The following is a 12,926-nucleotide window of genomic DNA, read 5'->3' on the forward strand; positions in this document are numbered from 1 at the left end:
CAGCTCGCATCACTTAGCCCTGAAAAAGTGACGCATGCAATCGCGTCTCTCGCTTTTTGCGTGAACGTCGCGTGGCGTTCCGCTAACCTCAAGCGCACATCACAAGCGTACGTCATGCAGCGACATGGCGGTCCGGAGGAGACGATGCAGGGATTGATGATGGATATGCCGCTCCTGATCAGCGGCCTGATCCAGTATGCCGCCGACTATCACGGCGAGGCTGAGGTCGTCGCTCGCGAGATCGAAGGCGACATCCATCGCTATACCTATGCCGACGCCCATCCGCGCATCAAGCGCATGGCGTTGGCGCTCGAGAGGCTCGGCATGATGTCCGGTGACCGCGTCGGCACGCTGGCCTGGAATACGCACCGGCATTTCGAGATGTTCTACGCCGCGCCGGGCATGGGATATGTGCTGCACACCATCAACCCGCGGCTGTTTCCCGAACAACTCGTCTACATCGTCAATCATGCCGAGGACCGGCTGCTGTTCATCGACCGTGCCACGCTGCCGATCGTGGAGGCGATCGCGCCGCAGCTCACATCGATCGAAGCCTATGTCGTGATGTGCTCGCGCGAGCGGATGCCGCAGACCAAGCTTGCCAACGTGCATTGCTACGAGGAGCTGCTGGAGAACGAGAACGACGCCGGCTTCGCCTGGCCGGAGTTCGACGAAAAATCGGCGTCCACCATCTGCTACACCTCCGGCACGACGGGCAATCCGAAGGGCGTGATCTATTCGCACCGCGCCGCGATCCTGCAAACCATGGTCTCCTGCAATTTCGACTTCCTGCCCGGGCACCTGGAAGGCGTGCGCGAGGTGATGATGCCGATGGCGCCGCTGTTCCACGGTAACGGCTGGAACATGCCGTTCACCGCGCCCTATACCGGCTCGAAGCTGGTGCTGCCCGGCCGCAATTACGAGCCCGACAAGCTTTATGAACTGCTCGAAGGCGAGAAGGTGACGCTGTCGGCGGGCGTACCGAGCTTCTGGCTGATCCTGCTCGACTGGCTCGGGCGCACCGGCAACAGGTTCTCGACACTTCGTGCAACATTGTCGTCGGGCTCGGCGCCGCCGCGCGCTATGGTCGAGAAGCTCAAGCGCGAATATGACATCGACTACGTCCAGGCCTGGGGCATGACTGAAGCCTTGGGCTGCTCGATGCCGGGCTTGCGGCCGGGCTCCGAGCATCTCGACGACAAGGAGAAGTTCGAGCGCCGCCAGGTGTCCGGCCGCGCCTGTTTCGGCACCGCCTTGCGCATCGTCGACGACGGCGGCAACGAGCTGCCGCGTGACGGCAAGAGCGTCGGCCATCTGCGCGCGCGGGGACCGTGGGTTGCGTCCGGCTACATGAAACTCGACGAAGGCCTCGACCGCGACGGCTGGCTGATCACCGGCGACATGGCCGTAATCGACCCCCAGGGCCACGTCACGCTGACCGACCGCTCCAAGGACGTGATCAAGTCCGGCGGCGAATGGATCTCCTCGATCCAACTCGAGGACGTGGCCTTGTCTCACCCCGATGTGCTGCAAGCCGCCGTGGTCGCGATCAACCATGAGAAATGGCAGGAGCGGCCGCTGCTCCTCGTCGTCCGCAAAAAGGGCGCGACCGTCGACGGCAAGACGTTGCTCGACCACATGCGTCCGAAAATCGCGAGCTGGTGGATGCCTGACGCCGTCGAATTTCTGGACGAATTCCCGATGACCGGCACCGGCAAGGTGCTCAAATCGGCGCTGCGCGAGAAATTCAGGGAGTATCGCGTCGCTTGAGCCGATCGTGCACCGGCCTGTCTGTCGATCGAGGAGACCAAAGATGCTCTACCCGATGTCCCCCAAAGTCGTCGAGCTCATGCGCAAGCTCGACAGTTTCATGGATCGGCACATCTATCCCAATGAGGAGCGCTTTTATCGCGAGGCGGAGGAGCTGGGACCGTGGAAGGTCTATCCGGTCGTCGAGGAGCTGAAGCCGCGGGCGCGCGCTGAAGGCCTCTGGAACCTGTTTCTGCCGGACTCCGGCCACGGTGCCGGCCTGACCAACCTCGAATATGCCCCGCTCTGCGAGGTCATGGGCCGCTCGCATCTCGCACCCGAAGTCTTCAACTGCTCGGCGCCCGACACCGGCAACATGGAGGTGCTGGAGCGCTATGCCACGAAGGAGGACAAGGAGCGCTGGCTGAAGCCGCTGCTCGCAGGCGAAATCCGCTCCTGCTTCGCCATGACCGAGCCTGCCGTCGCCTCTTCCGATGCGACCAACATCGAAAGCTCGATCGTTCGCGAGGGCGACCATTACGTCATCAACGGCCGCAAATGGTACACCACCAATGCGACCGACCCGCGCTGCAAGATCTGCATCTTCATGGGCAAGACCGATCCCGACAATGCTGACCGCCACAAGCAGCAATCCATGATCCTGGTGCCGATGGACACTGCGGGCGTCGAGGTCAAGCGCCCCCTGCCCGTGTTCGGCTTCTATGGTGTGCCCGACCGTGCCTCTGAGGTCGTCTTCACCGATGTGCGCGTGCCCAAAGAGAACATGCTGCTCGGCGAGGGCCGCGGCTTCGAGATCGCGCAGGGACGCCTCGGCCCGGGGCGCATCCACCATTGCATGCGGCTGATCGGGCTCTCCGAGCGCACGCTGGAGAAGATGTGCCGGAGGGTGCGCAGCCGCATCGCCTTCGGCAAGCCGGTCTCCGAGCAGACGGTGACGCAGGAACGCATTGCAGAAGCCCGGATCATGATCGAGCAGGCGCGGCTGCTGACGCTCAACGCCGCCTACGCGATGGACACCGTCGGCAACAAGGTGGCGAAAGCGGAGATCGCGATGATCAAGGTCGCCGTGCCCAACATGGCCTGCCAGATCATCGACTGGGCGATCCAGGCCCACGGCGGCGGCGGCACGTCGAACGATTTCGGATTAACCCAGGCCTATGCGACCGCGCGCTTGCTGCGGCTTGCGGATGGGCCGGACGAGGTGCACAGGAACCAGATCGCGCGGTTCGAGCTGAAGAAATATTCGAATGAGTAGGACGAAGCATTCCGCTCGTGCGGCTCGCTCTCTTTCCTTCTCCCCTTGCGGGAGAAGGTGGCGCGAAGCGCCGGATGAGGGGTCTGCTTCCGCGGAGACAAACCCCTCACCCCAGTGAGTCTGCATCAACCAGCGGAGCTGCCCTCTCCCGCAAGGGGCGAGGGCACGCTGACACGCAGCCCGATTACAACCAGCGCCGTGGCGCCCTCACTCAATTCACCACGTACACATCGGGATCGAAGCTGGAGCTCGGCTTCTTGAAGGCGTTGCGCAAGGCGCCCGACATCGGGACGTTGTAGTTGAGGCCGTTCGGCGGAGTCGGCGATTCCAGCCACTTCTTGTAGAGGACCTCGATCTCCTGGCTGGCGTACAGCTCCGCAGTCGCGCGATCGGCGAGCGCCTTGAATGGAGCGTCCTCTCGCCGCAACATGATCCCGTAAGGCTCGGGCTTCGAGAACGTCTCCTCACTGATCATGAAGAGCTGTGGTTCCTTCGAGCGCGCGATCGCCACCGCGAGCTGCACGTCGTCGAGCGCGTAGGCCTGGGCGCGATCGGTTTCCAGCAGCAGGAAGGCTTCGGCCTGGTCCTTGGCCGGCATCACATTGATGCCCAGATTGCGCTCGGTGTTGACCTTGGCGAGCTGTGTCAGGTTGACCGAGCCGGCCACCGCCGTCACCGCTCTGCCCTTGAGATCGTCGATGGTGTTGATCTTTGCGGCTTTCTTGGCCGCAAATCGCGTTGCGCTGAGGAAGTGCGTGTTGGTGAAGGCGACCTGCTTCTGGCGATCGGCATTGTTGGTGGTCGCCGAGCAATGCAGGTCGAGCGTCCCGTTGACCATTAGCGGAATCCGGTTCGACGACGTCACGGCGAGGGTGTCGACGGCGATGTCGGGCATACCGAGCTGCTTCTTCACGGCATCCACGATCCTGAGGCAGATATCCATGGCAAAGCCGACCGGCTTCTGGTTGCCGTCGAGATAGCTGAACGGGACCGAGGCCTCCTGGTAGCCCAGCGTGATCTTCTTGGTCTCTTTGACCTTCTGAAGCGTACCCGACAGGTCTTCGGCGGAGGCGGCAGTTGCAAGGCATGTGAGGGCCAGGACAACGGTGGGTAAACGCATCGGGAACTCCTCGAGGAGGCTTGTGCCCCCATGCCGGGCGCAGCAATCGCACCGTTGATAGCGCAGGCGCGCGGCAGCCGCCACACGAGCTTGCATCTATCAGGTATCGCGGCTTGCGATATGGTGGACCGGCCTTTTGTCCCCCTGGAGTCGGGGCGCTCAAGCGCCAGGATGGCTGTTACGCGTCGATGCCGCGCTGGACCAGGATCCGCTCGGCGCTGTCGTTCCAGACGTCCATCTTGGTGATCTGGCCATTCCGCACCACGAAGCGGTCGACATAGCGGTTGCCCTCGAACGCGGACCCATCCATCCATTCGCCGTAGAGCGTGCCGACGCTATAGACCACGGTCTCGCCGTCGCCGGGGCAGACGTCGAAACGGTCCATCTTCTTCTTGACCCAGCGGTAGCGCTTGGCGTTGAAAGCGGTCGGGCCGCGCGGATGATCGAACTCGCGCCCACCGGTAAAGGTGATCACCGTGCCCGGCGCCATATAGGCAGCCGCGGCGTCCGGATCGGGGATCATCGACGCCGTGAGATAGGCTTCCACGATCTCGGCGTCGGACGACGGACCGGCTTCGGCTTTTGCGGCAGCGGACATGGCTCATTCTCCAGGGCTTGCGGAATACTAACGCCGCTCTCGGGGAATACGTGCATATATTTTGAACATTTCCGTCGCTAGACTGCCGACAATCTGGAGCCGCCAAACGCGGCCGAATGCACTAAATTCCTTCCGCAAGAGCCATGACCGCCCAATCCGCCTTTGACCTTATCTTTCGCAACGCCTTGCTGCGTGGTGCCGCCGACCCGATGGACATCGGCGTCACGCGCGGCCGGATCACCGCCATCGAACCGACGCTCGCTTGCGAGGCCGCCGAAGTCGATGTCGGCGGACGCCTCGCCCTGCCCGGCTTCGTCGACAGCCACATCCATCTCGACAAGGCCTGCCTGCTCGGCCGCTGCGGGCATGATCACGGCAGCGTCTCCGAAGCGATCCGCGCCGTCTCCGAGATGAAGAAGGGTTTCTCGGTCGAGGACGTCTACGCGCGCGGCGCCCGGGTACTCGAACGTGCTATCGTCCACGGCACCACGCGCATGCGAACCCACGTCGAGATCGATCCCCGCATCGGATTGCGCGGCTTCGAGGCGGTGAAGGCGCTGAAGCGTGACTATGCCTGGGCGATCGACCTGTCGCTCTGTGTCTTTCCGCAGGAAGGCCTCACCAACGATCCCGGCAGCGAGGAGCTTCTGATCCAGGCGCTGCGCGATGGTGGGGAGGTGATCGGCGGCTGCCCCTACACGGACACCGACCCGAACGCCCATCTCGCACGCATCTTCGACCTCGCCGAGGCGTTCGACCTGGACGTCGATCTCCATCTCGATTTCGATCTCGATCCCTCCTGGTGGCACCTCGACGAGGTCTGCCGGCAGACCGAGCGGCGCAACTATGGGGGGCGCGTGGCAATCGGCCACGCCACGAAACTCTCCGCACTGCCACCGGAGCGGCTGAGGGCCGCCACCGCGCAGCTGGCCAAGGCTGGCGTTGCCGTCACCGTGCTGCCGGCAACCGATCTGTACCTGATGGGGCGGGAAGCGACCCACAACGCGCCACGCGGGCTGACGCTCGCCCACAAGCTCGCCGCCGACGGCGTGCTGTGCTCGATCGCGACCAACAACGTGCTCAATCCCTTCACGCCGTTCGGCGATGCCTCACTGCTGCGAATGGCGAATTTCTACGCCAACGTCGCGCATGCCTCGGTGAACGACTTCGATACCTGCCTTGATCTCGTGACCGAGCTGCCGGCGCGGCTGATGAACCTTGGGGATTACGGCATCAAGGTCGGAAACCCCGCCGATCTCATCGTGCTCGATACGCAAGACAGCCGCTTCGCCGTCGCCGAGCTGCCGGATGTCGTAATGGGCTTCAAGAGCTGCCGGCAGACTTTTGCGCGGCAACGGCCCACTGTGTTCCGCCCCGGCTCCTGAGCCGCTCTGGACGCATATCTGCATTGAAGCGGGGCGAATTGCCGCGTTTTTTCCGTTAGATGTTACCGTCGATCGTTCTCATGTTCCGAATCCGGTAGAATACCGGATAGTCGATCGGCGCTGATTGCCGATAGCTGAGCATATTGCCAGTCCCGCGGTGCCGTTCAAAGCAGAACCTGCACTGAAGTCTGCATTCAACGGGGAAGCATCGACATGTTCAGCGCATTCAGCAGCATCGACCATCACGCCATTCGAGCGAGAACGCCCGGCGAGGCCGCTATAAAACGGCTCGACGGCATCGGGCATGTCCTGTCAAACCTCGATCTGGTGAGCATCCGGACCCAAGATGACTTGACGCGCATGCTCCTGACGCTCGATACCGCCGACAAGTGTATTCGATCGATCCGCGCAGAATTCCGGACCGAAGTCGCGAACGATCGGCTGGCCCGCAAGGCCGAAGACCTGATGGCGCTGATCGAACGCACCCGCGACGAACTCACTGGCTCTCGCACGGCGAAGTCCTGAGCAGGAGCCGCCCTATTTCTCGCGATTGATCTTCGCCAGGATTCGGTCCGCCTCGGTGCGCCAGTCAGCGTTGCGGGCGAACTCCTTGGTACCCTTCGTTCCGAACAGGCCCTCGTCGGCGAGGTCCGCCACCCAGGCCTGCCGCTCGGCGGTGCCCTGCGCGGACCACGGCGTCAGCCCCGCTTCACGCACGGTCTCGGCGACCTCGCGTACTTCCTCGGCGCGGCGGCGGCCATGCTCGATCACACGCTGGAAGCAATAAGCACCCTGCTTCTCCCAATCGATCATGGGAAAGGTTTCCGCCAGCGAAGCCAGTACCGCATCCTCGACGCCATAGGCGCGCGCGGTAGTGAAGCTTTCGATCACCATGGCCTCCAGGCCCTTGATCATGATGCTGCGACACATCTTCACCGCCGATGAAACCCCGAGCTTGTCGCCCGCAACCTTGGCCGCAAAACCCATCCCGTTCAAAAGCGGCTCCAGCTCCCTGGCCCCGGGACCGCCGAGCAGCAGCGGCACCTTGATGCGATAAGGCGGCACCGACGTCATAACCGCGCCCTCGACATAACGTCCGGCGGCGCCATCAATCAGCGCGGCAGCGCGCTGCTTGGCGGCGGGAGACGCCGAATTGAAATCCAGGAACCAGGTGCCCTGATTGATCGCGGCCGCGCAGGCCTTTGCCACCGGCACGGCCTGGCTCGCGGTGACCGCGGAGATGATGAAATCGGACTTGGCGGTCAGCTCGGCGTGCGAGGCTGCGAGCCCCACACCGAATTTTTCAGCATGCTCGTGCAGCGAACCACCCTGCTCGCCCGCGAGCTTGATGTCAAAGGCTGTGACCTTGATGTCCTGCTGGCGCAAATCCTCGGCCAGAATCCTGCCGACCTCGCCATAACCGACCAGCCCGACCTGCCATCGCTTGGGATCGCCCGCCATCAGTTCAGTCCTCGCGTTGTTGCGTCGAACAGGTCCTCAACCGCATAGCGGCGCGGGATCAGCGCCTGCTGGAACGCGTAGTCGACGATCAACTCCAGCGACCTTCTGTTCGCTTCGATTCCGAACGGAACCAGGTCCGGCGTTGCCGCAGGCCCCGCCTGCGCCTTATTTTGCTTGAGGAGATCATAAATGCCCGAAACTACGTCAGGACGCGATTTCGCTAGCTGCTCGGTCACGACCACGAGATGGTTGACCGGCACGACGCCGCGGCGCGCGTACCATATGGCGGCTTCCGCGGCCGGATCGGGGAACAGCGGCCTCAGCTTGGGATCGTTCGAGGCCTCACCAAGGACGACGTCGAGCTCGCCGTCGAGCAGCATCTGAAGGATCTTCTTGTGCTTCGGCGCGCGCTCGGTGGTGTCGACATATTCGGCGACATGCGGGTCTTCGAACGTGACCCAGCGGATCTTGTCGAGGTTGACGCCGTAGTCGTTGGCGAGGATGCCCCTGATCCAGGCGCCGGTCGTGGTCGTGAACGAACGGATGCCGACGCGCTTGCCTTCGAGATCGGACGGCCCGAGAGTTCCCTGCGCAGAACTATAGAGCGCGTAGGAATGCTGAAAGCGGCCGAGCATTGTGGCAGGCAGCAGCACCAAGGGCTTGCCATGCGCCTTCGCCATCAGATAGGTGACGATCGCCATCTCGCAGACGTCGAAGGCTTGCTCGCGCACCATCGGTTTGAACGCAGTGTTGGTCGGCGTGTAATCGATGAAGTCGAGGTCGAAGCGGTTGGAGCGGAGCTCGCCGCTCTTCACCGCCTGGACATGGGGGTGACTGCCGAGCACGGCCTTCAGCTTGAGACGATCCATCGGCCCACTCCGCTGATTGTTTTAGACGTCCTCGGGATTGTCGACATAGACGAGCCCGGCCTTCGCCAAGGCCTCGCGCATGCTGTACATGTCGAGGCCCAGCTCGCCCGAAGCCAGCCGCTTGCGTTTGCCGCCTTCGTCCGCGTTGCGCTTCCTCGCCTTCTCGGCGACCTCGGCCGCGTAGCGCTTCGGCACCGCCACGACGCCGTCGTCATCGGCCACGATGATGTCGCCGGGATCGAGGTTGACGCCGGCGCAGACCACGGGGACATTGACCGAGCCGAGCGTCGCCTTCACCGTGCCCTTGGCCGAGACCGCGCGCGACCACACCGGAAAGTTCATCTCGTGCAGTGCCCTGACGTCGCGGCAGCCGGCATCGATGATCAATCCCTGCACGCCGCGCGCCTGCAGCGAGGTTGCGAGCAGCTCGCCGAACATGCCGTCGGTGTTGTCGGTGGTGCAGCCCACGACGAGGATGTCGCCCTTCGTGCACTGCTCGACCGCGACATGAATCATCCAGTTGTCGCCGGGCTGCGCCAGCACGGTGACGGCGGGGCCGGCGATCGCCGCGCCGGCCCAGACCGGCCGCAGATACGGCTTCATCAGTCCGAGCCGATCATAGGCCTCGTGCACAGTCGAGACGCCGTACTCCGCCATCCCAGCGGGATCGGCACGCTTGATGTTGCGAACGACGACCGGCTTCATGCCAACTCCTCCGCAACCGTCGGAAACAGCCGCTGATAGGCCTCGCCATACGTCATCGGCACACCGGTGTTACGGCTGCCCTGGATGCCGCGATTGAGTGCGACACGTTCGTAATAGCCCCAGAGATGTTTTTGCGCGGCGAGGATCTGGAACGACTCGTACTTCTCCTTCCAGACCTCGTCGATCTTGAGGAGCAGGTCCGGCTTGTAGTTGCATTGCTCCGGCTGGTGCGGCTCGAACAAAAACACCGGCGGGGCCGAATATTTGTACTGCGCGCCGGGCTTGTGGCCCATCGCCTGCGCGACCACGCGGGTTTCCTGCGCGAAATGCGCCGCGTTCGGATGGTCGAAATTATAGGGATCCTCCAGCGCGTGCGTCAGCACGAAGCTCGGATTGAGCTCGCGGTAGACGTCGACCATGCGGTCGAAATGCGCCTCGGCGAGCTTCAGCGGATAGTCGCCGCAGTCGAAGAACTCGATCTCGGCGCCGAGCAGCTTGGCCGCCCGCTCCGCCTCGTCCTTGCGACCGGCCTTGACCGATTCCAGCGTGGCGCCCTTCTCCTTCCAGGCGAACTGGCTCTCGCCGCGCTCGCCGAAGGACAAGCAGACGATCTTCATGCGATAGCCCTTCTTCGCATGCAGCGCGATGGCGCCGCCGGCACGCCAGACGAAATCGCCCGGATGGGCCGTGATCACGAGACCTGTTTTCATGGGACAAACTCCCCTCTATCGTTCGTCAACGTCATCGGTTCATCGAGTCGCGACAGCGGATTCCTCGCCGTCGAGCACGCGCTTCAGGCGGTCGCCATCGAGTGCGCCTTCCCATTTGGCAATCGCGATGGTCGCGACCGCGTTCCCGATCAGATTGGTTGGCGTCAGCCCCTGCGACATGAGGCGGTGGATGCCGAGCACGAGCGCCACGCTCGTCACCGGAATGCTGCCGGTGGCGGACAAGGTTGCCGCCAGCACGACGAAGGCGGCTCCCGCGATTCCCGCCGCGCCCTTGGAGGTCACGAGCAGGATCAGAAGCAGCTCGATCTGCTCGGCGAGCCCAAACGGCGTGTTGGTCGCCTGTGCCAGGAACACCGAGGCGGCGGCAAGGTAGAGGCAGGTGCCGTCGAGATTGAAGGAATAGCCGGTCGGGATCACCAGCCCAACGACGCTGCGCTCGCAGCCGGCCTGCTCCAGCTTGGTTAGCATCCGCGGCAGCACCGTCTCGGACGATGTCGTGGCGATGCAGATCAAGAGCTCTTCCCAGATGTAACGGATCAGCTTGAGCAGCGAGAAGCCACACAGACGCGCGACCGGGCCGAGCGCCACGATGATGAAGATCACGCAGGTGAGATAAAAGCCGCCGAGGAGCTTGCCCAGCGAGGCCAGCGAGCCGACGCCGAACTTGCCGACCGTGAAGGCGATGGCGCCGAAGGCGCCGATCGGCGCAGCCCACATCACGAATCCGACGATGGTGAATACCATCTTCGCGGCGATGTCGATGAGATAGACCAGCGGCGCGGCGCGCTCGCCGAGCTGCACCAGCGCAAATCCGCACAGTACGGCGATGAAGAGCACCTGGAGGATGTTGCCCTCGGCAAAGGCGCCGACGAACGTCGCGGGCACAATGTTTATCAGGAACGGCACAAAGCCGATCACGCCCGACTGCTTGACATAGGGCTCGATCGCGCTGGCATTGATGCTGGCGGGATCGATGTTCATGCCGACGCCGGGCTTGAGCAAGTTCACCGCAATGAGACCGATGATCAGCGCGATCGTGGTCATGATCTCGAAATAGACGATCGCCTTGACGGCGACGCGCCCGACACGGGCCATATCGGCCATATGCGCGATGCCATGGACCACCGTGCAGAAGATGATCGGCGCGATCAGCATCCGGATCGCCTTGATGAAGGCGTCGCCAAGCGGCTGCATCCTGGCGCCCCCCTCGGGATTGACGATCCCAAGCGCGATTCCGGCCGCCATGGCGATCAGCACCTGGATCCAGAGCTCCTTCCACCAGGCGCGGCCGCGCGGCTTGTCGATCGCGAGCGCCGTCATTGGTCGAACTCGAACAGCCGCGCTGGATTATCGACGAGGATCTTCTGCTGATACTCCGGCTCCGGCGCGAACAGCGGGATCAGGTCGACGAGATCGCCGTCGTTCGGCATCGCCTTGACATTGGGATGCGGCCAATCGGTGCCCCAGATGACGCGGTCGGGCGCCGTCTCGACAATTTTTCGCGCGAACGGCACGGCGTCGGTGAACGGCGGACCGGCCGATGACACCCGCTCCGAGCCGCAGATCTTGACCCAGCATTTCTCGTCGCGCTGCATCAGCTCGACCAGGATCTTGAACGGCAGCTGGTCGAGCCCTTCGGACGCCTTCACCCGTCCCATATGGTCTATGGTGTAGCTCAGCGGCAGCCTTATCAGCGTGTCGGCATGTTCAGGCAGGTCGATCGCATCGAAATGCAGATCAATATGCCAGCCGAGCGGTGCGACCAGCGCGACGATGCGGTCGAACACCTGCTTGTCCGGGACCCCGCCGAGATGGCGGACGAAATTGAAGCGGCAGCCGCGGAAGCCGCCCTCATGCAGCACGCGAAGCTCGCGCTCGGTGATGGTGTCGTCGATATTGGCAACCGCGCGATAGGCCCCGTTGCTCTGCGCGATGGCGTCAAGCGCCACCGTGTTGTCGGTGCCATGCACACTCGCATTGACGATGACGGCACGTCCAACGCCGAGCTTGGCATGCAGCGCGCGGAAATCCTCGAGCGGCGCATCCGGCGGCGTGTAGGAACGCTCCGGCGCGTAAGGGTATTTCGCGCCGGGCCCGAAGATGTGGCAATGCGCATCGCAAGACAGGTTCGGCAGTCTGAACTTCGGCGTGCGCGTGTCCGGATCGGGCGGCGGAATGGTCGGCGTGTACATCATTGCCATCGGATAAACCGCCGAACCAGATCGTGTCTTCAAGTCTTGCTGCTGACGACCGGCCGTCGCCGTGCTGGCGCCTGATCCAGCGCCGGCGCCTGGAACGCGGCCACGGTGGCTTGCACCAATTGCTCGATGGCACTTGCGGCATCGCTGCCGTCGGCCTCGCCGCGCGACAGGCGCGAGACGCGATCCGGCGTCACCAGCGAATAATAGAGTGCGCCAAGCAGGAAGTGGCTGCGCCAGACGATATCGGTGCGCGGAACGTGCGGCAGGCTTTCGTGAACAGCATCGATGAAGGCGTGGCTGGTGTCGTCAAAAGTCTGTGCGATGATCTTTCGCGCGACTTCATTGCCCTCCGCGGACATCACCGCGCGCAGCCGCGTGAACCGCGCCCCGCCCCCGGCAAGATCACTGCCCGAGGTGAAGGCCGGCACGACATAGGCCCGCACCACCGCTTCGAGCCGGTCCTGGAGATCGCGCACGCGCTTGGCGGCCGCGAGCAGCTCGGAACGGCGCAAATTCATTGGCCCGCAATGGCGCCGGTAGATCTCCAGCAGCAGGCCGTCCTTGGTCTTGAAATGATAGGTGACGCTGCCGGGATTGGCGCCGGCGGCCTGTGCGATATCGCGCACCGACACGGCGTTGAAGCCGTTGGTGGCGAACAGCTCCTCGGCCGCGGCGAGGATCGCCTCGCGCATGTTCGGCTTGCGGGCCGTTTCCTTGCTGGCGGGGTTGCGGATCATGTGATTTGTACTATCGTACAAAAGATCAGGTCTCGTCAACAAAAACCATGGATGACACCCGGAAAGGCCGAGAGACCGCCGCTGGGTGCAAAGG

Annotated in this window: 13 protein-coding genes; 4 read left to right on the forward strand and 9 right to left on the reverse strand. The window is 63.5% G+C overall.

The features are described from left to right. Positions 1–144: 144 nt before the first annotated feature. Both IVB50_RS25160 and IVB50_RS25165 read left to right on the forward strand, forming a co-directional pair. Complete coding sequence (locus IVB50_RS25160) at positions 145–1,770, forward strand: long-chain fatty acid--CoA ligase (protein WP_085396000.1); 1,626 nt, start codon at positions 145–147, stop codon at positions 1,768–1,770. Between the two features lie 43 nt (positions 1,771–1,813). Then, complete coding sequence (locus IVB50_RS25165; protein ID WP_247297590.1) at positions 1,814–3,025, forward strand: acyl-CoA dehydrogenase family protein; 1,212 nt, start codon at positions 1,814–1,816, stop codon at positions 3,023–3,025. A gap of 211 nt (positions 3,026–3,236) precedes the next feature. Here the strand turns inward: IVB50_RS25165 and IVB50_RS25170 are convergent, their stop codons facing one another. After that, positions 3,237–4,145, reverse strand: coding sequence for an amino acid ABC transporter substrate-binding protein (locus tag IVB50_RS25170; protein ID WP_085352769.1), 909 nt, complete (start codon positions 4,143–4,145; stop codon positions 3,237–3,239). Between the two features lie 178 nt (positions 4,146–4,323). After that, positions 4,324–4,743: a nuclear transport factor 2 family protein gene (locus IVB50_RS25175; RefSeq protein ID WP_018459291.1), complete on the reverse strand. Its 420-nt coding sequence runs from the start codon at positions 4,741–4,743 to the stop codon at positions 4,324–4,326. Between the two features lie 143 nt (positions 4,744–4,886). Here IVB50_RS25175 and IVB50_RS25180 point away from each other — a divergent pair, with 143 nt between their 5' ends. Further along, positions 4,887–6,128: an amidohydrolase family protein gene (locus tag IVB50_RS25180; RefSeq protein ID WP_247297591.1), complete on the forward strand. Its 1,242-nt coding sequence runs from the start codon at positions 4,887–4,889 to the stop codon at positions 6,126–6,128. Between the two features lie 213 nt (positions 6,129–6,341). Beyond that, positions 6,342–6,653, forward strand: a complete 312-nt coding sequence (locus IVB50_RS25185; protein ID WP_204510923.1) for a hypothetical protein — start codon at positions 6,342–6,344, stop codon at positions 6,651–6,653. A gap of 12 nt (positions 6,654–6,665) precedes the next feature. Here the strand turns inward: IVB50_RS25185 and IVB50_RS25190 are convergent, their stop codons facing one another. Genes IVB50_RS25190 through IVB50_RS25220 form a run of 7 tightly spaced genes read right to left on the reverse strand, consistent with a single transcriptional unit; the run spans position 6,666 to position 12,832 of the window. Further along, positions 6,666–7,589 carry an NAD(P)-dependent oxidoreductase gene (locus tag IVB50_RS25190; protein WP_247297593.1) on the reverse strand — a complete coding sequence of 308 codons (924 nt, stop codon included), beginning with the start codon at positions 7,587–7,589 and terminating at the stop codon, positions 6,666–6,668. Further along, complete coding sequence (locus IVB50_RS25195; protein WP_085395883.1) at positions 7,589–8,458, reverse strand: ABC transporter substrate-binding protein; 870 nt, start codon at positions 8,456–8,458, stop codon at positions 7,589–7,591. The genes IVB50_RS25190 and IVB50_RS25195 overlap by 1 nt, the downstream gene beginning before the upstream one ends. A 21-nt stretch (positions 8,459–8,479) precedes the next feature. Continuing rightward, the gene (locus tag IVB50_RS25200) at positions 8,480–9,163 is read right to left on the reverse strand and encodes a 4-carboxy-4-hydroxy-2-oxoadipate aldolase/oxaloacetate decarboxylase (protein WP_204510921.1); all 684 of its coding nucleotides are present in this window, start codon (positions 9,161–9,163) and stop codon (positions 8,480–8,482) included. After that, positions 9,160–9,873: a PIG-L deacetylase family protein gene (locus IVB50_RS25205; protein ID WP_204510920.1), complete on the reverse strand. Its 714-nt coding sequence runs from the start codon at positions 9,871–9,873 to the stop codon at positions 9,160–9,162. Before IVB50_RS25205 ends, IVB50_RS25200 begins: the two co-directional genes overlap by 4 nt. A 39-nt stretch (positions 9,874–9,912) precedes the next feature. Next, positions 9,913–11,214: a C4-dicarboxylate transporter DctA gene (gene dctA, locus IVB50_RS25210; RefSeq protein ID WP_247297595.1), complete on the reverse strand. Its 1,302-nt coding sequence runs from the start codon at positions 11,212–11,214 to the stop codon at positions 9,913–9,915. After that, positions 11,211–12,095: an amidohydrolase family protein gene (locus tag IVB50_RS25215; RefSeq protein ID WP_247297685.1), complete on the reverse strand. Its 885-nt coding sequence runs from the start codon at positions 12,093–12,095 to the stop codon at positions 11,211–11,213. Before IVB50_RS25215 ends, dctA begins: the two co-directional genes overlap by 4 nt. Positions 12,096–12,124: 29 nt before the next feature. Then, on the reverse strand, positions 12,125–12,832 hold the full coding sequence (locus IVB50_RS25220; protein WP_085385611.1) for a TetR family transcriptional regulator: 708 nt from the start codon (positions 12,830–12,832) through the stop codon (positions 12,125–12,127). Between the last annotated feature and the right edge of the window lie 94 nt (positions 12,833–12,926).

This window comes from Bradyrhizobium sp. 87 (assembly GCF_023073015.1).
In the GTDB taxonomy this organism is placed as follows: domain Bacteria; phylum Pseudomonadota; class Alphaproteobacteria; order Rhizobiales; family Xanthobacteraceae; genus Bradyrhizobium; species Bradyrhizobium canariense_D.